Source organism: Salinibacillus kushneri (genome assembly GCF_900111405.1).
Taxonomy (GTDB): Bacteria; Bacillota; Bacilli; order Bacillales; family Alkalibacillaceae; genus Salinibacillus; species Salinibacillus kushneri.
This window is the reverse complement of the sequence record NZ_FOHJ01000012.1, coordinates 46,355-66,626: the sequence shown is the minus strand read 5'-3', so window position 1 is coordinate 66,626 and position 20,272 is coordinate 46,355. Positions and strand designations below refer to the sequence as shown.

25 protein-coding genes are annotated in these 20,272 nt (G+C 37.1%); 17 read left to right on the top strand and 8 right to left on the bottom strand.

Annotation, left to right across the window (positions count from 1 at the left end; translation table 11 throughout):
- Nucleotides 1-3: 3 nt before the first annotated feature.
- The 5 genes from BMX63_RS14945 to BMX63_RS18535 all read left to right on the top strand — a co-directional run bounded on the left by BMX63_RS14945 (nt 4) and on the right by BMX63_RS18535 (nt 3,389).
- Complete coding sequence (locus BMX63_RS14945) at nt 4-687, top strand: alpha/beta fold hydrolase (RefSeq protein ID WP_093137078.1); 684 nt, start codon at nt 4-6, stop codon at nt 685-687.
- A 166-nt stretch (nt 688-853) separates the two neighbouring features.
- On the top strand, nt 854-1,195 hold the full coding sequence (locus tag BMX63_RS14940) for an ArsR/SmtB family transcription factor (protein WP_143060173.1): 342 nt from the start codon (nt 854-856) through the stop codon (nt 1,193-1,195).
- Between the two features lie 21 nt (nt 1,196-1,216).
- Complete coding sequence (locus BMX63_RS14935; RefSeq protein ID WP_093137077.1) at nt 1,217-2,524, top strand: NAD(P)-binding domain-containing protein; 1,308 nt, start codon at nt 1,217-1,219, stop codon at nt 2,522-2,524.
- Between the two features lie 44 nt (nt 2,525-2,568).
- Entirely contained in the window at nt 2,569-3,096 is a 528-nt protein-coding gene (locus BMX63_RS18540; protein WP_245732847.1) for a hypothetical protein, read from the top strand.
- A complete protein-coding gene (locus BMX63_RS18535) occupies nt 3,069-3,389 on the top strand; it encodes a hypothetical protein (RefSeq protein ID WP_245732846.1) in 321 nt (106 codons plus the stop codon). The genes BMX63_RS18540 and BMX63_RS18535 overlap by 28 nt, the downstream gene beginning before the upstream one ends.
- Nucleotides 3,390-3,532: 143 nt before the next feature.
- Here the strand turns inward: BMX63_RS18535 and BMX63_RS14925 are convergent, their stop codons facing one another.
- The 5 genes from BMX63_RS14925 to BMX63_RS14905 form a co-directional block, all read right to left on the bottom strand.
- Nucleotides 3,533-4,759, bottom strand: a complete 1,227-nt coding sequence (locus BMX63_RS14925) for a Bcr/CflA family efflux MFS transporter (protein WP_281242762.1) — start codon at nt 4,757-4,759, stop codon at nt 3,533-3,535.
- 150 nt (nt 4,760-4,909) lie between these two features.
- The gene (locus BMX63_RS14920; RefSeq protein ID WP_093137075.1) at nt 4,910-6,385 is read right to left on the bottom strand and encodes a PH domain-containing protein; all 1,476 of its coding nucleotides are present in this window, start codon (nt 6,383-6,385) and stop codon (nt 4,910-4,912) included.
- Entirely contained in the window at nt 6,357-6,878 is a 522-nt protein-coding gene (locus BMX63_RS14915) for a PH domain-containing protein (RefSeq protein ID WP_093137074.1), read from the bottom strand. Before BMX63_RS14915 ends, BMX63_RS14920 begins: the two co-directional genes overlap by 29 nt.
- A gap of 239 nt (nt 6,879-7,117) precedes the next feature.
- Complete coding sequence (locus BMX63_RS14910) at nt 7,118-7,684, bottom strand: NADPH-dependent FMN reductase (protein ID WP_093137072.1); 567 nt, start codon at nt 7,682-7,684, stop codon at nt 7,118-7,120.
- A gap of 11 nt (nt 7,685-7,695) precedes the next feature.
- Nucleotides 7,696-8,754: an LLM class flavin-dependent oxidoreductase gene (locus BMX63_RS14905; RefSeq protein WP_093137071.1), complete on the bottom strand. Its 1,059-nt coding sequence runs from the start codon at nt 8,752-8,754 to the stop codon at nt 7,696-7,698.
- Nucleotides 8,755-8,925: 171 nt separating this feature from the next.
- Here BMX63_RS14905 and BMX63_RS14900 point away from each other — a divergent pair, with 171 nt between their 5' ends.
- Complete coding sequence (locus BMX63_RS14900) at nt 8,926-9,279, top strand: winged helix-turn-helix transcriptional regulator (RefSeq protein ID WP_425441498.1); 354 nt, start codon at nt 8,926-8,928, stop codon at nt 9,277-9,279.
- Nucleotides 9,280-9,353: 74 nt separating this feature from the next.
- Here the strand turns inward: BMX63_RS14900 and BMX63_RS14895 are convergent, their stop codons facing one another.
- Nucleotides 9,354-9,677: a hypothetical protein gene (locus tag BMX63_RS14895; protein WP_093137068.1), complete on the bottom strand. Its 324-nt coding sequence runs from the start codon at nt 9,675-9,677 to the stop codon at nt 9,354-9,356.
- Nucleotides 9,678-10,038: 361 nt separating this feature from the next.
- On the opposite strand from BMX63_RS14895, the gene BMX63_RS14890 reads away from it, so the two are divergent.
- The 5 genes from BMX63_RS14890 (at nt 10,039) to BMX63_RS14870 (ending at nt 12,348) form a co-directional block, all read left to right on the top strand.
- Nucleotides 10,039-10,503 (top strand): flavin reductase family protein, encoded by a 465-nt coding sequence (locus tag BMX63_RS14890; protein WP_093137067.1) that lies wholly within the window; start codon nt 10,039-10,041, stop codon nt 10,501-10,503.
- A 65-nt stretch (nt 10,504-10,568) separates the two neighbouring features.
- Nucleotides 10,569-10,910 carry a CHY zinc finger protein gene (locus BMX63_RS14885; RefSeq protein WP_245732850.1) on the top strand — a complete coding sequence of 114 codons (342 nt, stop codon included), beginning with the start codon at nt 10,569-10,571 and terminating at the stop codon, nt 10,908-10,910.
- Between the two features lie 183 nt (nt 10,911-11,093).
- The gene (locus tag BMX63_RS14880) at nt 11,094-11,360 is read left to right on the top strand and encodes a hypothetical protein (protein ID WP_177167344.1); all 267 of its coding nucleotides are present in this window, start codon (nt 11,094-11,096) and stop codon (nt 11,358-11,360) included.
- Between the two features lie 70 nt (nt 11,361-11,430).
- Nucleotides 11,431-11,925, top strand: a complete 495-nt coding sequence (locus BMX63_RS14875) for a DUF1648 domain-containing protein (RefSeq protein ID WP_177167343.1) — start codon at nt 11,431-11,433, stop codon at nt 11,923-11,925.
- Nucleotides 11,926-11,940: 15 nt separating this feature from the next.
- Nucleotides 11,941-12,348 (top strand): secondary thiamine-phosphate synthase enzyme YjbQ, encoded by a 408-nt coding sequence (locus BMX63_RS14870; protein ID WP_093137061.1) that lies wholly within the window; start codon nt 11,941-11,943, stop codon nt 12,346-12,348.
- A gap of 48 nt (nt 12,349-12,396) precedes the next feature.
- On the opposite strand, the gene BMX63_RS14865 is transcribed toward BMX63_RS14870, so the two are convergent.
- Complete coding sequence (locus tag BMX63_RS14865) at nt 12,397-13,569, bottom strand: MFS transporter (protein ID WP_093137059.1); 1,173 nt, start codon at nt 13,567-13,569, stop codon at nt 12,397-12,399.
- Between the two features lie 240 nt (nt 13,570-13,809).
- Between BMX63_RS14865 and BMX63_RS14860 the strand changes: the two genes are divergently transcribed.
- The 3 genes from BMX63_RS14860 (at nt 13,810) to BMX63_RS14850 (ending at nt 16,775) form a co-directional block, all read left to right on the top strand.
- Nucleotides 13,810-15,177, top strand: coding sequence for an MFS transporter (locus BMX63_RS14860; protein ID WP_177167342.1), 1,368 nt, complete (start codon nt 13,810-13,812; stop codon nt 15,175-15,177).
- Between the two features lie 60 nt (nt 15,178-15,237).
- A complete protein-coding gene (locus BMX63_RS14855; RefSeq protein WP_093137056.1) occupies nt 15,238-15,702 on the top strand; it encodes a MarR family winged helix-turn-helix transcriptional regulator in 465 nt (154 codons plus the stop codon).
- A 215-nt stretch (nt 15,703-15,917) separates the two neighbouring features.
- Nucleotides 15,918-16,775, top strand: coding sequence for a VOC family protein (locus tag BMX63_RS14850; RefSeq protein ID WP_093137055.1), 858 nt, complete (start codon nt 15,918-15,920; stop codon nt 16,773-16,775).
- A 10-nt stretch (nt 16,776-16,785) separates the two neighbouring features.
- Here BMX63_RS14850 and BMX63_RS18690 read toward each other — a convergent pair whose 3' ends face one another.
- Nucleotides 16,786-16,911, bottom strand: a complete 126-nt coding sequence (locus tag BMX63_RS18690; RefSeq protein ID WP_281242761.1) for a hypothetical protein — start codon at nt 16,909-16,911, stop codon at nt 16,786-16,788.
- Nucleotides 16,912-16,989: 78 nt separating this feature from the next.
- Between BMX63_RS18690 and BMX63_RS14845 the strand changes: the two genes are divergently transcribed.
- From BMX63_RS14845 to moaA, 3 genes are all read left to right on the top strand, one after another.
- Entirely contained in the window at nt 16,990-17,919 is a 930-nt protein-coding gene (locus BMX63_RS14845) for an arginase family protein (RefSeq protein ID WP_177167341.1), read from the top strand.
- Nucleotides 17,920-18,025: 106 nt separating this feature from the next.
- Nucleotides 18,026-19,156, top strand: a complete 1,131-nt coding sequence (locus BMX63_RS14840; RefSeq protein ID WP_093137052.1) for a glycerate kinase — start codon at nt 18,026-18,028, stop codon at nt 19,154-19,156.
- Nucleotides 19,157-19,244: 88 nt separating this feature from the next.
- Entirely contained in the window at nt 19,245-20,261 is a 1,017-nt protein-coding gene (gene moaA / locus BMX63_RS14835) for a GTP 3',8-cyclase MoaA (protein WP_093137050.1), read from the top strand.
- The last annotated feature ends 11 nt before the right edge of the window (nt 20,262-20,272 follow it).

The window sequence follows — 20,272 nt, the reverse complement described above, 5'->3', positions numbered from 1 at the left end:
TTGATGAGTAGAATTTATTTTTTACACGGATTTATGGGAACAGGTAGCTCGCATTTTTCAAACCAAATTGCTTCGTTAAATGAGGAAAATTATGATCTTATTTTACTTGATTTACCTGGTCACGGTAGTTCAAAGGTGGTAGCTAGTGATAGTTATTTTGAAAATGCTCTTGAATGGGTAATTACCCAAATAAAGCAACAGGGGGAAGGATATATTTTAGGTCTCTCTTTAGGGGCTTCATTAGCCATACATGTTGCTAAGAGAGAGCCAAGTTTAGTAAAAGGGATTATTTTAACGGGTTATTCACCATTTATCCCCGAAGAGTTAAAAGGTATTATGGAAAATCAATATAATTTCTTTTTAAACATTGAAGAGAATGATAAAAACATTGCAACTCATTTTAAAAATGTACATGGTGAAAAATGGTATGATACGTTGAAAAAGGTTCTTTATACTATGACATTTGATTACCCTTCCATTAAAGATGAAGAATTGAGAAATATAAAAGTTCCATCATTGGTTTTAAATGGTAGCGAGGATTATTACGAAGTTGAAGCAGCCACATACATAAAAAGTAAAAATAAAGAAATTAAAATTGGGTTAATTCCCAATGCTGGGCATACAGCAAACATAGACGAACCAGAAGTTTATAATCTATTAGTTAAAGAATTTATAAATAATAATTAAAACTAGGCAACATATGGAACCTCTTATAAAACTAAACCTTATAACGATTACAACAATAAATCAAAAATTTTTGATTTATTGTTGTGTATCCTGCAAGATTCATTTATACTTAATACATCAAAATATTTTGATGTATTAGGAAAGGTTGATGATTGTGATTCCATTAATGGATGACTTACAACATACGTTTCAACATTACGAAAAAACTTTCAAAGCCTTGGCTGATGAAAAGAGATTGCATTTACTCAATTTATTAGCTACTTCTCCTAATGATTCTATTTGCGTTTGTGATTTAGCTGAAGATATGGATATGGCCCAGTCTAAGCTTTCTTATCATCTAAAAATATTATTAAAGGCAAATCTAATCATTCAAGAAAAGAAAGGAACCTGGAGTTATTATTCTTTGAATCATAAAGAAATAAATAATGTTCTATCAGAAGAGCTTTGTTGTTTATTTCGTAAATCAAATCATGAAATACCTACTAATAGCTGCTCATGTAACAGCTAATAACTTAAGGGGGAGAATCACATGTCTGAAAAATCACCTGTCATTATCATTGGAGCTGGACCAGTGGGGCTTGCTGCAGCAGCACATTTATATGAATATAATGAGCCATTTTTAATCCTTGAAAAAGGAAGTGACGCTGGGAATCATATACTGGAATGGGAGCATATTCAGTTGTTTTCACCTTGGGAATTTAACATCGATCAGGCATCAAAAAGACTACTAGAACAAACGAATTGGGTTGAACCAGATCCTAGTCACTTACCCAATGGTAAAGAATTAGTGGATGAATATTTAAAACCTTTATCAAATACCAAAGAAATAAAAGACCATATTTTATTTAATGCTGAGGTTGTAGATGTAACGAAAAAGATTGCAGATAAAATGAAATCTCACTCGAGAGAACTTCAACCATTTGTACTTTATGTTAAAATGAACAAATCTATTAGGAAATTTGAAGCTAAGGCAGTCATAGACGCAACAGGAACTTGGAGTAATCCGAATCCTCCATTTGCAGACGGAGTTTGGAGAACGGAAAAGTTAAAAGAAAGCATTCATACTGATATTCCAGACGTCCTTAATGAACAAGAAAAGTATAAAAATAAACATATTGCTGTTATAGGTAGTGGGCATTCAGCATTAAATTCTTTAAACAGTCTCATGGATCTCAAAACTAAATACCCGAAGACTGAAATTTCATGGGTTGTTCGCAAACAAAACATAGAAGAAGCTTTTGGCGGTGAAGAGGATGATGAATTAGAAGCAAGAGGTGAATTAGGTGCTAAAACGCATCAATTCGTTAATCAAGGTCTGGCTAAAGCATATCCAAACTTTTTTGTTGAAGACATCGATGAACAAAATGGCTCTTTTGCTATTCAAAGCAGTAATGGTGTCATAATAAATGAAGTTGATGAAATAATTGTGAATACAGGGGCCAGACCAGATTTTTCTTTTTTATCTGAGGTGAGACTTGGTATAGACCCTGCTGTTCAAAGTACACCAGAACTTGCGCCATTAATTGATCCTAACTTTCATAGTTGTGGAACTGTGCGGCCGCATGGTGAAAAAGAATTAAGACACCCTGAGCAAAGCTTTTATATTGTAGGGGTGAAAAGCTACGGAAGGGCACCAACTTTCTTAATGACAACAGGTTATGAGCAAGTGCGTTCCATAGCTGCCTATATTGCAGGAGATACGGAAGAAGCTACTAAAGTGAAATTAAAACTTCCTGAAACTGGCGTGTGTCAAGTTCATTCCAAGCCAAAACCATTAGAGGTAATAGGAGCTGACTCTCAAGAAAAATGTGGTGGGATGTCCTGTGACTGTTCATAAATTTTGGTCCATAAACGACTTTAAAAGGAGATGTTTTTATATGTGTGGGATTTGTAAGTAAACATAAGGTAAGAGACTCAAAATTACCAGTTTACCGTAAAAAATTACTAGATGTCATGGAGAAAGATTTATGGAATGATGACAACGTTCTCGCGTTTTTTTATGGTGGATCAATCGGAAATGAAAATACAGATGATTATTCTGACGTTGACCTTAGGATAATTGTCAGACCCGAAATGATAATGGAATACATTTCTAACAAGAATACTCGTCAAAGAAACTGGGGGAACGTTCTTTATTTTGAAGACATAAATCCATGTTCAACTTATACTGTTGCCCATTATGATTGCTTTATAAAAGTAGATACCTTTTATTATACGCCAGATGATATTCAATCTTCTGTTTGGTTGAAAAATATAAAGATTATAAAAGACACTGATGGAATAATGGCTGATATATTAGAGCAGTCCATGGGTCTTACTTATCAACCATCAATAGATGAATTTGAGTTGTGGCAATCGAACATGAAACGTATAGAAGAGTTATGCGAAAAGAGTATTATTATGCTTTAAACTGTATTGATAAACTACGGTTATCCATGTCAACTGCCTGGTATATGAATTCAGGAATTCAACCAAATACGTTTGGTGATTGGGCTAAATACGAAGGGGAAAGAAGTAAGTTAGAGGATTGGCAGAAATCCCTGCTTGAAAGCTGGGAATGTGGAAGAAATACCATACAAATAATAAATGTGCTGAAAAGTATCGTTTTTGAGTTTAAAAAAGTTCATCGTTCACTTTGTGATAAACTCGAAATTAAATATGACTCAGAATGGGTTAACAAAGTTGTAAATATGGTGTTATAAACTTAACCCATTCATTTATGGATTCATATAAAACCGTCCAGGTCAGATTATCAACTGGACGGTTTTTTGAGATTATAAGGGAAAAGTAAACACTCTTATTGTAACGAGCTACGCGCTTTATGGTTTTCATTAACTTGATTACACTATTCAGGATTTTTTCTACTCTTATTCACGATCAGTCCGGGCTCCTTAGTTAAAGTGAAAAAAGCAATAAAACCAATCAATGATGTGGTAAACAAGATTATTCCCATTGGTACGGCTGTTGACTCATCAAGCCCAACAAGCGGAGAGACAAATGAGCCTAATAATAACGGAAGCATTCCCAGTACCGCGCTGGCACTACCAGCTCTATGTTCCTGATGCTCCATAGCAAGGGTAAAGGAGCTGGTTAGAATCATTCCCATGGATGTCATGTAAATAAAAATCGGGATGACCAGGCTGAATAGTGGCCCCTCAATAATGGACATGGTCAAAATCATTGTCGTTGCACTTAAAGCAATAATGACAGCTGCGCGCAGTAATTTTCGTTCATGAATGATACCCCCTAAACGGCCAATGATAAAACTTCCCGATATAATCGCCAGTCCATTGATGCCGAATAGAACACCATAGACTTGTGGTGATACGCCATAAATCCCCTGGTAAACGAAAGGGGTTCCAGATACATAAGCAAAGCTTCCTCCATGAACAAATCCTACAACCAATGCGTAGCCAATAAAAGAACGATCCTTCATTAAACTGCCCATTGTTTGTAAGGTATTGCCAATTGAGCCTGGAATGCGGCGTTCTCTTGGTAATGTTTCCTTTAGCTTGATAGCTACCGTTAAGACGATTAAAATGCCGATAATACCTAAAAAGAAGAAGATTGTTTTCCAACTGGCAAAGGGTATAGCTAATATAGTTCCACCCGCCATAGGTGCAACCATGGGTGCGACTGCATTAATGACCATCAGTAGAGCAAAAAATTTTGTCAGTTCTCTTCCGCTGAACACATCACGTACTACTGCACGAGAAAGCACAATCCCAGCTGATGCGGTAAAGCCCTGAAGAAAACGGGCAATAACTAAGGTTGTGATATTCGGTGACAGAGCACAAAGAAAAGAGGATAAGGCAAATAAAGAAATTGATAGTAATAATGGCTTTCTTCTTCCCTGAGAATCACTAATGGGTCCAATAATCATTTGGCCAATGGCAAGACCAATTAAACAAGTCGTTAAACTGAGCTGTACAAGCGAGGCACTGGTATCCAAGTCATTGGCAATGCCTGGAAAGCTTGGAAGATACATATCAATGTTAAGGGGTCCTAATATGCCAAGCATGCCAAGTAAAAATGCTAGGGCCAGACGCTCTTTTCCTGTTGGATTATGAATTTCAAACACTCTCCCTGTTCCTAATCTGATTTTAATAGATTCTATTTTACGTAAATTTTTCTTTTTATAGTATGGATTAAAATATCATTAGTATATGACCATAATTGTATGATGTCTAGTAAAAGGTGTACGTTTAATATGAAAGCCCTGTTACTCTGTCTGAATTTCATATTTTCGATTCTGATACCATGACAGAAATATTTTTGACGTTTCTACTGAGACATCTTTCATTTCTTCGTGATGAATCGGTTTTGTTCGATTAATGGTACGAATTGTCGCTAGGCCGAATTTTTTCTGAAGAAGGGTCTGTTCCACTTCTGCCTCCACAATCTTTTGCCGATTCGTGATAAATAGTGTCCTATTTAATCCGTTTAGTTCAAATTGAATAAATTCTTTGTTCATTACATAACGGGTGTTTCGGTAATGTAAGATTCGTAATAAATAAGTTATAACCAAAAGTATAAGTGATAGATACCACCATTGTGGTATAAGCCAAAGAAGAAGGACAGTACTGATAATCCAGAACCATGGGATTCTCAACATGCGCATAAACAAGGCACTTCCAGGTAAATGATCTGTTGTCTGACTAATTTGAAAGTCTGGCAAAAGCTCTTGAATAAGACTGTATGTACGTTTAATAGGCAGAAATGGATAAAGCGTACTGATTTCCTCCGATGAATCGGCATTTATATTTTCTGCACTAATCAGCTTTACTTCAGCCAGCCCCAGTATTCTTTTTAGGAATGTTTGTGTCATTTGGATGGCCTGTACGTCTTCCTTACGAATGGAAAATGATCTCTCGTTTAGTAACCCGCTGTGAATATAAATACGTTCTGGATCAGATGCAATTTCATATTTTCCATATTTTAAAAAAGTACGAATCATACCAAATGTAATGGCAATGATAACAAAAAGCGTGACAGCTGTCCCTATTATAAGCCATGAACTGGTTAAAAAAGCCCAAATACCATCCAAATTGTCATCTAAATGAATAACATTGTTAAATTCATGATAAGTAGAAACCAAAATCGGAATCAATGCCAAAAAGCTAAAGGATAGAAAGGAAGCCTTAAGTACATCTTTTCGTGTTGGGGTGAATTGCACGTTTCGATTACTCTCTCTCCCCCTTTCAGAGCGGATAGGTTCTTGAAAGTCATATTCCTCCCCTGATAGGTAAGCATTGCTTTTATATGGATCTAATTGATGCTCAATCGACTCGGCTTCCTTTTTATTTATGGCTTCAAATTTCAGGGTAGCCTCTTCGTTCGTAGAGCTGGTTTCCAAAGACAAAGAGGTCAGATGAAACATCCGATAAAAGAACGGAGAATTGAACTGAATATTTTGTACTTGTTTAAGCGGTATACTCCGATTCTTTTTCTTGAACAGCCCCTGGTAGAAATGAATAGACCGATCCTTGATTCCGTACTTTGTGTTCCACCATTCTATGACAAGATAAATGAAACGGAAAACGAGAAACATGAGAAAAGCAATTTTGGCGAATTTTATAAAAGTAGAATCATCGTTAAAATTTAAGACAAATAAGTAGATGAGGATAAACAAACTGTTTTTTAGTGTCTTCATAAAAGAATACATGATTTTAAAGGGATGCATTCGTTTTAATGTCATCGTTTGTCACTTCCTTAATCTTCGCATGTTGAGCAATTTTAGAGCGTAGGGCGAATGCCTCCCGTTTGGAAAGCGCCGGAATAGAGTGCGAAGAACGCATGGTTCCAATGTTTAAGGTATACAATTTATACTTTCGAAGCAGAGGACCCTGCTCAGCCTCTACAAACTGGACTTTTGTCATAGGAATGATCGAATGTTTTTGCTTGAATATACCATGCTTGAGTTGAATAAACTCTTCATTTACACCGAAGCGCCATTGTTTTTGCAGATATATGGGTCTAATCAAAATGGACCAGATGGCAGATAAAGGAGTTAGTGCAGCAAGAATCCATAGAATGATGATTACCCATTGATACCAGTTAAATAGAATACCTGCAGTCAGAAGTCCTATCACTATAAGAAGTCCAATGCTTTCTTCAATAATGTGGCTTAACCGCCAAACCTTTATAGCATCCTTTGAAATAGTATTTTCTGGTTCGCTAATTGAATCCATTAGATCATCACCCTTTAGTTGTTATATGGCTAAATCTATTTTAAGACTACGTTCATTTGTTTCCAAAAGTTTCATGATTGATAAAACTTTTGTTCAATAAGGATACTGGATGTTAAAGGATAAAAATAAAAAAATCCACTTCACAACTAAAGTGGATTTAATTCATATTCATAATAATGGAAATGAATGATTTAGAAATCGTACGTAATACCCATTTTGACAAAACAGGTGTCTAATCCTTAAAAATCATATTTAGCTTCTTCAGCCTCACGCATTTTTGTGTAAGTTTCTGTTAATACCATCGTATCTTCTACAAGTCGATCTAAACGCATTAGGACATCATCATTGGTAATTTCTTTTCGGTAAAAATCTTTTTCTTCAATGAATGCATATCTTTGCACGATTTGTGCTTTCATGTAGGTTAAAATAGGCTTTAGCTGCTGTTCTGGAATTAAGTAATGCTTGGATGAACCAGCTGTAACAATGATACTGACCACTTTATCAAGAAAGGCCTGCTGTGGTAGTAAATCAAATACATTTTTTAAAGTAGCAGGGATAGATGCCTGAAAAATTGGGGTTCCAATAATAATGGCATCTGCATCCATGATGGTTTGGGTTACATATTTTGTATCGCCTTCATATTCTAAATAATTTCGTCCATCACTAAATGGAATCTGATAATCAGCTAAATCAATAAGTGTAACTTCTGCATCGGGATAGTTATCAGAAATAGATTGTATCGTGTAATTCATAGCTGTTCTTGTTTTGGATCCAACGATGGAGCCTGACAATCCCACGACTTTCATGGCTTTACCTCCTAGTCTTTTGCCGTGTATTTTTTAATGGCTGGTATAATTTCTGTTCCGATAATTTCCAGGTTCTTTTGTAATTTGTCAAACGGCATACCGCCAAAGTCAATTTGAGCAATATAGCGTTGATGACCAAATTGTTCATGCTGATAAAGGATTTTCTCGATAATTTCCTGTGGACTGCCAACATTCATGATATTACGTCGATCTGCTCCTTGTGCAAAAAGCTGCTTGGAAAATCCTTGTCCGTTGGTTTTCTTCATACCCTCATTAATATGTGGATATAAATCTTTAAGTGCTTGCTGTGTGGTTTCAGCTGCATAGAAGAAACCGGCTGTTGCTACAGGTAGATTGGATGGGTCATGTCCGCTGCGACGTGCCGCCTCACGATAGGCATCCACCGTTCGCTTAAATACAGATACAGGTCCTCCTAAATGGGCCATAAACATTGGCACACCTGCAATGCCTGCTTTGATTGCACTAGCTGGGGTACCGCCAACTGCACGCCAAATCGGTAAAGAACCATTTTGCGGACGTGGGATTACCTGTGCATTTTCTAAAGGTGCACGGAATTTTCCACGCCAATTAACGTTTTCCTCTTCATTAATTTTAAGCAGCAAATCAAACTTTTCCTCATATAAATCTTCATAATCACTTACATCATAACCTAATAATTTAAATAAACCAATTCTTGAGGCTCGTCCAGCAACGATTTCAGTACGTCCCTTTGAGATCAGGTCAATAGTGGAAAAGTCTTCGTATACTCGTACAGGATCTGATGTACTAATAATCGTAGAGGAGCTGCCGATTTTTATTTTCTCGGTTGCTTGAGCAATAGCAGATAATACGACGGAATGAGCCTGTGTAGCAAAGTATTCCTGATGGCTTTCTCCTACACTAAAAAAGTCGACTCCTGCTTGTTCTGCTGATTTGGCATATTCAATAATTTCGTGAATACGCTGTTCTGCTGATATCCTTTCCCCTTTTAAAGGATTAGGTAAATGATCTCCTAACGTATAAATCCCGAATTCTAAACCCTTATTTGGATTCATGCGATATTGTTCCATATATTTCACCTTCTTTTCTTCCATGTTAGATTTCTTAAACTGGTTTACATTATCTTTCCTAAAAACCAATACACTGTTATTATAGATGATAAGCGTGTATAATATAAGTACACACTTTTAAGTAAGATAGTATACTTAAGGATACTATTGGAGGGAAAATAATTGACGAAAATAGAACCTGAACTGTGTAAAGTGGAGGATGCTCTAGGGATATTAGTAGGAAAATGGAAGCCGATTATATTACTTCATTTACTGAAAGAGGGTACACAACGGTTTAGTGAATTGAGACGAAATGTGCCGGAGATTACACAAAAAATGCTTACTAAACAACTTCGAGAATTAGAAGAAGAAGATATTGTAGAGAGGGTTGTTTATCCCCAGGTCCCACCAAAAGTGGAGTACTCCATTACGGAATATGGGAGGAGCCTTCAGCCGATTTTGGAAGCTATGCATGAATGGGGAAAAAATCATACTTTGCATAAAAGAGAAAAAATGCAAAAAGAACTAGTAAAAGAAGCGAAGTAGACTCACTCAGGGGAAATCACAAGTAAAGGGCTGTTCTCCTTTCATTATATAACGATGAAGCAGCCAATAGGATACTATGACATTAGCATAGTATCCATGACCTCCTCAATTTGTCTTTTCCATTTCTCTCTTCCATAAACCACAAATCGGTATTCCTGTCCGGACTGATCTGTTACCAATAGACCATTTTTAATAGGAAGACCAAGAAATTTATTATTGTAGAACCCCACATTGTTGATTTTCTCAAGTTTAATCTCGACATCACCAGTTTGGATGTTGGCCCTATGTGCTTTATGAAGTAGATGCTCTCTTGTTAAATATAATTTTCCACCTACCCCTTCTTTTCCTTTCCATAAGTTGGCCATTCCTTCTTTTATAATCGTTGAGTTATCCCTCATATTTTCATATCACCTCGTAAGTAATGAAAGTCTGTTATTATATTATTTAAAATATTCAGAAATATAAACCCCCTTATTTTTTATGGTAAGAAGATTGGAATAAAAAGCGGGAATTTGCAACTATTTGTAGAAATATATATTTACAGGAACTTTCGGGTGCTATTTTGTTTTCGAATTCATAAGATGTTGAAAAACGCCTGAATTTTAACACCTCACGTTATGAATCTCATTGTTTTTCTAATAAAGTTTCAAGGAAGGGCAATAGGGCGAACGATCGATAATATCTTTTCTTTGATTTAAGTGAATCTCACTTATCCTTTATCCAGACTCAGGTTGGTTGACATAATAAAGGAGGATAAATATGGATAATAGAGAATATCGAAAAGCTATGGGGAAGTTTGCTACAGGCATTACGGTTATAACAGGTGAATTTGAAGGGGCTGTACAAGGAATGACTGTGAATGCATTTATGTCTGTTTCGCTGAATCCGAGGCTAATCACCATCTCTATTGATGAGCGGGCATCCATGTATGAGAAATTACAAAATCATAATCGATTTGGGGTTAGTGTATTATCTGAGGAACAAAAGCCTTTTTCGATGATTTTCGCAAAACAGATAGAAAAGGATAGAGAAATTCCCTATGAATATAGAGATGGTGTACCTGTCATTAAGGATTCTCTTGTCTCTTTATCCTGTAGTATACAGAATAAAGTAAAAGCAGGAGATCACATGCTATTTATTGCCGAAGTGACGGATGTACAAGTAAAAGAAGGATCTCCAATTCTATTTTATAATAGTGAATATCGAAATATTAAAGAAAAATAGCTATTTTCTGTTTACAGGGCTGATGAATGACAGTCCTATTTTTTATACAAGGAGAAGTGAAGAAATTGTTACTATATGGCCTAGATGTAAAGGGGAAGCTACACGATAAACATACCCGATGTGAGCATTACCACGAGGAAAGAGATATTATCGCCATTAAATTTAAATGCTGTAATACCTATTATCCATGCTACAAGTGTCATCAGGAAGAAGCCGATCATCCCATTAAACTCTGGAGTAAGGATGAGTTTAGTCAGAAGGCCATTTTGTGCGGAGCATGTGGATATGAATTAACCATTCGTGACTATGTAAATGGGCACTCGTCCTGTCCAAAATGTAAAGCTTCCTTCAATCCTGGCTGTAAGTATCATAATCATTTGTATTTTGAAACAAATAAAAAGAGATAATGCTAAATATATCATAAGGTGTCGGGTATTGCTACAGCATTATTCAATTTGAGTGAAAAGTCACTAGCAGACCTGGAAGTGGAAAAATTATAAACGGTAAAGGAAAGTCATGCTCAAGTGAACCATCACTTTTTGTAACAGGAAATCGAAACATGATGAAAGCAGAATACCTCAGAATATCCGATGATGTGGCAGCATATGCTGTCGATTGTGAGAAGTCTCGAACCCCATCAGGATTTGCGGTTATTAATTCGAGAGATTGCAGGTATTTTTTCAAACACTGACCAGATTCGGGGGGGATACGCCAAAAGCTATAGCACGGAAATCGAAAAAAGAGTTGAAGATACTAATAAAGATTCATTTCTGGATAATAATGGAACAAGGTTAATGGATCTTTATTATTGCAAAAATAAATTATCCTTAGTCCTTTTTCTGACTGCTGGAACGTAAATATGTTATGCAATGGAACAAGTGGCTAAGATAATTCGTAATGATAGAAAAATGAATTTGAGGGATGGTTATGCAAAATAATCCGATCATAGAAATACCGCCAACTAAAACCGTTAAGGTATTAAATACAATCGTTTTTCTTATTATCGTAGGGAACCTTACATATGCAGGGATTGTGTTTCAAAGTTTACCTGAAGAGATTCCGATACATTTTAATATATCTGGGGAAACAGATAATTGGGGCAACAAAGGCACCATCTTTCTTTTGCCTCTTCTTTTTAAAGTCATTTTTCTCCTTCTTTATTTTTTACAAAGGTCTCCATATATGTTTAATTACCCTATAAAAGTAACAGAGGTAAATGCGAAACATTTATACCAATTAGGCAGGCTCGCTTTAGCAGTAATGAATGTGGAAGTAGCTTTGATTATGGCCTTTTTAACCTGGGGTATCATTCAGACTGCACAAGGGAATCCGGTGTTAAGTTTATGGTCAACTCTAATCCTAATTATACTTCCCCTTGTTACAATCCTGATTTTTATAATTAGGATGTTAAAATATAAGTGAAAGGAGCTGATGATTGTGAGTCAAACCTTATTTTCATTTCAAATATCAACCGATGAAAAGCAAAGCTTTACAAACTTAGATCGTCATTTACAGGATGCCTTGGCAAATAGCGGTGTTAAAGACGGAATAATGGTAGTATACTGTCCTCATACAACAGGCGGGATTACGATTAATGAAAATGCTGATCCTGATGTGAAAAGAGACTTGAAGCTTGGCTTAAATGAAACATTTCCTAATAAACCGGAGTATGTACATATGGAAGGGAACTCTGATGGTCACATGAAATCATCTGTGGTTGGAGCAAGTGAAACGTTAATCATTGCAGATGGACGCCTTGTTTTTGGAACCTGGCAAAGTGTTTATTTTTGTGAGTTTGATGGTCCAAGAACAAGAACGGTGCATGTAAAAATAATAGAGGGATAAACGAAAGGTGTACAGGCTTATAGTAAAGGCTTGTACACCTTTTTAGCGCTATTCTCCCTGCCATTCCTTTCGGGTTTGGACCGAATACCTGCTTTTAATCGAAAGATAGGCTGTAACAAGGGAAAAGGCAATCAGTATACTACCAATCAGGGCATTCTGATTAACAGATGTTTGCTCGATAATAATTCCTCCTAGAAAAGATCCGAATGCAACACCAAAATGAAGAGAAGAATTGCTTAAACTTTGTTGGGTATCGGATGTTTCTGGTGATGTTTCAATTAAATAGCTTTGCATCGCAGGAGAGATAGCCCAGCTAAGAACCCCCCAAATGACAACGCCAGCAAATAAAAGGGGAATGTTAAATGTCATATATGGAATCGAATAAACGATAATCCCAAAGATAATCAATGAAAAAACGATGGTTTGTTTAGTTCCAAACAAGTCTCCAAGTGTGCCACCAATTCCTCCTCCACTAACAGCTGCAAATCCAAAGGCAAAATAAATAACACTAATCCAGGTACCATCTAAACTGGTTGATGCTTGTAAAAAGGGCTTTAAGTAAGCATAAAGAGCTGTATGACCAGTCATATAAAGAAAAGTGGTAGCATGAGCAAATACAATCTTGGGACTTTGTAACGTTTTAAGCTGATCCTTAATGGGGACAGGTGGTGTTGGTGTAACCTTTTCCATTAAAAAGTAAACGCCAAGCATTGAAATTAGTGTCAGAATGGTAATGACAACAAAGGGAGCTCTCCAGCCCAATGTATTACCAATCAAAATTCCAAAGGGTACCCCCAATACGATGGCACCACTTACTCCCATGGAAACTAAACCAATGGCTCTTGCTCGATATTTACGTTCTACTAAGCCTGGGGACATCACCAGACATAATATAATTAATAATGCGCCACTTGTTGCTGAAATGACACGACCCAGAAATACAATACTATAAGTAGAACTGAATACGGTTATCACATTACCGATGAGGAAGATGAACAAGGAAATCATCATCAGTTTTTTTCGTTCCATCTTAGCTGTCATTACTAATAAAATCGGCGACATTATGGCAAAGATAAGCGAGAAAATCGTTATTAAAAATCCAGCCTGTCCAAGAGTAATATTTAAATCATTGGCAATTAAGTCTAAAATCCCGCCAATAATGAGTTCAACCATTCCAATTACAAAGGCAATCATCATTAATAAGTAAACCCGTTTATCCATAGTATGTCTTCCCTTCTTTGAAGCTCTGGCCTCTATCGTAAACCTGTAAAAAGAGAAAAACAAGATGATTAAGAATGAATTAAAGAAAATTGTCAGTTAGACAAATAATAATTATTCTAGAATTCTCTATTTGTCCCAGGGTCTAATTAATTCCTTCCTCAGTACATGGTGGTATAAATGGAATTTGGTTGTAAATGCTATAATAGGTTATATAGTGAAATAAGATTCCAGGTGATACATATGATAGAGCGACTTCAGAGGCCGTGGCTGCTTGTTTTAACAATTGGACTTGGGACATTGCTTAACCCATTAAATTCATCAATGATTTCGGTAGCCTTAACTCGCTTGCAGTTTGAATTTGAATTAACATTTGCTGATGCATCGTGGCTGATCTCCATTTTTTATTTAGCGAGTGCTGTTGGTCAGCCCGTTATGGGAAAATTAAGTGATATGTTTGGTCCGAAGCGATTATTTATAACAGGTCTGGTACTCGTAGCGGGCGCTTGTTTATTAGCACCATTTTCGCCTAATTTTATATCTTTACTAGGCTGTCGTGCTTTACAGGCGATTGGAAGCTCTACTCTTTTTCCAAGTGGGATGAGCATGGTACGGTCAAATATTACAGAAAAACAGGGGCAGGCTCTTGCAGCCCTATCTATATTTGCCAATGTTTCTGCAGCATTTGGACCATCCATTGGCGGCTTTTTAGTAGCAGGATGGGATTGGCCGGCCATTTTCCTGGTTAATTTCCCATTTATTATTCTTTCTTTTGTAATGGCGTTATTGATTCTGCCAAATACGGGCAAAGTAAAATTAGATTTCAAACGAATAGATTTTATCGGGATTTTCTTTTTTGTGGTTTCAGTCGTTGGATTGATTTTGTTTTTACTTTCCATAGAGCAAACCATGAATTTTTGGGCGCTGTTGATTTTTCTGGTAGCAGGCATGACATTTTATCGATATGAAAATCGACATCATGCCCCATTTATTGATCTTGCTACACTTAAGAAGAACCCAACTGTAACATGGGTTTACTTGCAATTTATGACTATTAATTTGGTCTATTATTGTTATTTCTTTGGTTTTCCGACTTTTCTGCAGCAGGCGAGTGGGTATAGCGAAGAGCAAACTGGATTAATTATGCTTGCTTTGGCAGGTTTTAGCGTTATTATTTCGCCATTGGCCGGAAGCCTGATCGATCATTTTGGTTCCAAAACGCCTATGATAATCGGGGCTCTTTTACTTTTAGCAGGAACAGGAATGCTCCTTACGTATAATCAAAATTCCTCATTATTATGGCTTATGGTTATAATGGCTGTATTAGGAATGAGTAATGGATTTAATAATATTTCGGCGCAGACCGCTTTATTTGAAAATGTATCAAGAGAGGAAACGGGCTCTGCTTCAGGACTCTTTCAAACAAGTCGTTATTTAGGAGCGATTTTGTCGGGAAGTCTGCTTGGTGTAACCTTTAATCAATATGTGGACACAGAGCACTTGCACCTTGTTGCAATCATTTGTTTTGTTTTTTGCTTAGTGATTGTGGGGTTATCCTTTAAACTTCCAGGAGAAAGAGGTTTCCAGGAGGCAGGTCACCTTGACAGTTAGAGAAAAAATCCTATATAATTATTTTGAATTCGAGATATTAAAATCAAAGGGTTGATTGAGATGGACTCAACGAACAAATTTTATCAGGAAAGTGCGTTGTCTCTCAAATTATTTATCGTCTTAACACGCGCTTTACAATCGGTAGAAAAACAAGTAATTAATGATATTAAGAGCCACGGGGTTAATTTAACGGAGTTTTCTGTCCTTGAGTTGCTTTTTAATAAAGGAGAGCAGCCGATTCAAAAAATTGGACACAAAGTACTGCTTGCAAGTAGCAGTATAACGTATGTTGTCGATAAATTAGAGAAGAAAAATTTAATAAGAAGACGTGCTTGTCCCAGTGATCGTCGTGTAACTTATGCTGGCATTACAGACGATGGGAAGCAGTTAATGGAAGAAATTTTTCCGAAGCATGTCGAGGCTATGAATGAAATTATGGGTGGACTCAATGATGATGAGAAACAGATCATGATTGACTACTTAAAGAAATTAGGCTACCATGCTGCGGAATTAGAAGCAGAGTAAATAAATGATTTCTATCGTAAGAAGGGCTTTTTGACTTCTACCAAACCTGGGATGTTGATGAAGCCCTTCATTTTTCTTTAGAGTAAATCTCCAATTCATAATAAAGTAAATAGAAATAAATTGATAAATAAAGCTAATAAGGTACTCTTAGATAAAAACAACCCTCGTGATAGCCTTTGTGAAAGTATAAAGGAACTTGTGAAAGGAATGAGAAAATGGAGCAGCAGTTTTTTAATGAAAAGGCCGTTTATGTTGGAGAGGTTAATATTAAGGTAACCAGCCTTGAACAATCCATTCCATTTTATAAGGACATATTAGGTTTCAGGATGTTAGAGCAAACAAAAGACAAAGTGGTTTTAACAGCTGATGGAAAAACGCCTCTAGTAACACTTGAACAACCAGAAGGTATTCAGCCTAAACAGGGCCGAACTGCAGGTTTATATCATTTTGCGCTATTATTACCGGCACGAGCCGATTTATCTTCTTTCTTAACACATATCCTGCAATCAAAATACCGCTTTGGTCTAGGTGCCGCAGATCACTATGTCAGTGAAGCCCTCTATCTGTCTGACCCAGATGGTAACGGAATAGAAGTTTATCATGACCGGCCATCCTCAGGGTGGAATTGGTCTAATGGACAAGTTGATATGGCAACCGTCGAGCTTGACGCAAAAGGGTTATTAGCAGAAACTAGTCAAAAATGGACTGGACTTCCTCGTGAGACCATTATGGGTCACATTCATTTACATGTAACGGATCTTAAGTCTACAAAAGCTTTTTATGTTAAAGGTCTCGGATTTGATATCGTTACATCCCTTCCTGGTGCACTATTTACTTCCACAGCCAGCTATCATCACCATATTGGTCTTAATGTATGGAATGGTACAGGGGCGAAAATTCCGGACAAAAATCAAGTAGGGTTAAATTGGTTCACGTTAATCTTTCCAAATAACAACAAAAGAAACGAAACGGTTATTCATTTGCAAAAGCAGGGGATAAAGGTTGAAAAAGAAGGCGAGGCCAACATCATAGAAGATCCATCAGGGAATGTTATTCGTTTAATGATAAGATAATCCCTGTCTGTTATTGATCCTTTCCGGCAATCCCATACAAAACAGCTTCATAATATCCTCTAGTAAAGGTAACATTTTCTGATAAACCTCTTCTTTCTGCATGTATTTGTTCATCATTTCGAGCTAAACGCTTCATTCGATAATGCGGGGTTCATAAATCCTTTATCGTGTCCCTTATTTATAAAATCCGGCAAGAGGGCATTGAAAGTGGGTAGTGAAGGATGGAGCCTCCCGGTTGATTTATTCCCTCAGGCATCACAAAACCGTTGTGGACAATAAAATGATAGAATTGAAAAAAGTTGTTGTTATTAGTCTTTTTACACGTCAGAGCTACTTAAGATATTTTGACGTAGTAAAAATAAAGGAGATTGATAGAAAAATGGATGAGCATGTTACCGTGCTTAATTTTGATCAAATTTACAGACAACAACGATTTCTTCAAAATCCACAATATGATTGGCTTAATCTTGATGAAATTCCGCATACTAATCTACTTTGCGAGAAAGATTCCTTATTAGAGATTAATGAAAAGATTAAACCGTCGATTCAACACAATAAAATAACCTTATTAGGAAGTGGAAATTACCATTATGTAGCTTATTTGCTCCTGGCTAAAATCGAGCAGCCGTTTACGCTGGTATTGTTTGATCATCATACGGACATGTATCCGAGCCCAAGTGAATCATTGATATCATGTGGCTCATGGGTACGCACAGCCCTTAAAGCCTTGCCTCAGCTCAACAAGGTAATCATGATTGGTGTGGGTGAAGATTGGTCCTTACACATCCCTGAATCAATCCGGGAAAAGGTTGTTGCTTTTTCCGAGAATGACATCAGGAACAATTTTCGCGGGGTTATTCATCAGATTCAACAAAAGGTGGAAACGGAAAATGTGTATCTAAGTATCGATAAGGATGTACTTAATATGGACGAATCAGTAACCGCCTGGGATCATGGATCAATGACATTGAACCAGCTTACTCAAATGGTAAACGGGCTCAGGAAAGATTACATTGTTCGGGGAATTGATATTTGTGGTGAATATCCTCTCTCACCAGCCACGATGTATCAAAAACAAACAAGAGATATTCTTAAGAAGAATGAATTGGCCAATCAGCAAATCATTGAGCAGTCCATTGGATAGAGCAGCTGTTCATCCAAAGGACTGCTTTTTATTTTTCTTAATATTGGCAACAGAGGGTAATTCTCTTATACTTAAACTATTAGGTGCTGAAAGAGGAGTGCGATAGATGAACATTGTCATAGCTACAGATTCATTTAAAGGAAGTGCGTCAACTTTCGAAGTCAATCGATTTATAGAAAAGGGAGTAAGACGCGTGAAACCTAATGCCCAAATTACCAAGCTCCCTCTTGCGGATGGGGGAGAAGGAACGGTGGAGGCATTAATCCACATTCAGGATGGACAATACATAGAAAACGAAGTAACAGATCCACTAGGAAGGAAAGTAAAAGCTAAATTTGGACTCATTGATGAGGATACAGCAGTCATTGAAATGGCAGAAGCGTCTGGGTTACCGCTTATCACAGCGGAAGAGAAAGACCCCTTTCAAACGACAACTTATGGAACAGGTGAATTGATAAAAGCAGCTTTAGATTATAACGTGAAAGAAATTCTGATTGGACTTGGCGGAAGTGCAACCAATGATGGTGGTGTCGGTATGGCACAGGCATTAGGCGCATCTTTTAAAGATAGCAAAAATGAGGAAATTGGTTTTGGGGCAGGAGAATTGGGACGAATAAGAAGTATTGATATATCCAGGATGGACAATCGGTTAAACCAAACGAAAGTGACAGTTTTATCTGATGTCACCAATCCACTTTGTGGTGAAAATGGTGCTTCATACGTTTACGGACCCCAAAAAGGGGCATCCAGGGAAGACGTAAAACGTTTAGATCAGCTTCTCAAGCATTATGGTGAAAAACTACAGGAGCATCTTCAGGGAGATATCATGGAGAAAAGAGGAGCTGGAGCAGCCGGTGGTTTAGGGGCAGGACTTATCGCTTTTGGCGGTGCAGACATTCATTCCGGTGTTGAAAAAATATTAGACATCATACAGCTGGAAGAATACGTAAAACATGCAGATTTAGTCATTACTGGTGAGGGAAGAATGGATTTTCAATCTGTTCAAGGGAAGGCCCCTGTTGGAGTAGCTAAAGTAGCGAAGCGGTTTGGATTGGCTGTTATTGCCATTGTGGCAAGTGAAGGGGAAAGAATTTCTGAAGTATATGACCACGGTATTGATTTAGTGATTGATATTATTAATCAACCGATGCGTTTGGAAGAGGCTATGAAAAGGGTTAGCAAGCTTACAGAAAATGCCGGTGAGAAGGCTATGCGTGCCTTTTGCTTGCCCCATTAGGAAAAGTCCGCATGTATACCAGTTCGAAACGCATAGAATATAGCAGGTGTAGGTTGTGAGTGTTACTGAAAGGAGAGATAAAGCTTATATGGAAATAACTCCCTTAAAGGATAAACTGGGTCGCCCATTTCAGGATCTTCGTATTTCTGTAACGGATCGTTGTAATTTCCGCTGTCGATATTGTATGCCACGGGAGATTTTTGGACCTGACTTTTCATTTTTGCCTAGAGAACACTTATTGACTTTTGAGGAAATTGAACGGCTGGCCAAAATCTTTGTTCAGTTAGGTGTCAGGAAAATACGTCTAACTGGTGGAGAGCCATTGCTTAGAAAGGATTTACATCTATTAATTAACAAGCTGGCCAATATTGAGGGATTAGACGATATAGCATTAACGACAAATGCTTATATGTTGGAAAAACAAGCAGAGAAGCTTCAGGAGGCTGGACTGCATCGAGTAAACGTAAGCCTGGATGCACTAGAGGATGAAACTTTTCAATCGATTAATGATGTAGGGGCAACGACAAATCGTGTGCTAAAAGGAATTCAAAAAGCTAAGGAAACAGGCTTGGAAGTTAAAGTGAATATGGTCGTTAAAAAGGGAATGAATGATCATGATGTCATCCCCATGGCCAAGTATTTTAAAGAGCAAGGTATTACACTTCGTTACATTGAGTTTATGGATGTCGGTCAAACTAATGGATGGGATTTTAGCCAAGTTGTCACGAAGAAAGAGCTTTTTCAACAGTTAAATGAACATTTTGAACTGCAACCAGTTGAGCCTGCATACATGGGTGAAGTCGCAAAGAGATATCGTTACGCTGATACAGATACAGAAGTTGGATTTATTACTTCTGTATCGGAGTCCTTTTGTTCTAGCTGTACGAGAGGAAGACTCTCTGCGGATGGAAAGTTTTTCACCTGTTTATTTGCAACAGATGGTTTAGACTTAAAAGAAGTTATCAGGTCAGGTGCAACCGATGCCGAAATTATTTCATCTTTTTCCCCAACATGGAGAAACCGTACCGATCGTTATTCTGATGAACGAACAGAGGAAAGTGTAAAAAACAGACCTAAAATTGAAATGTCCTATATTGGGGGATAAATATTTATAAA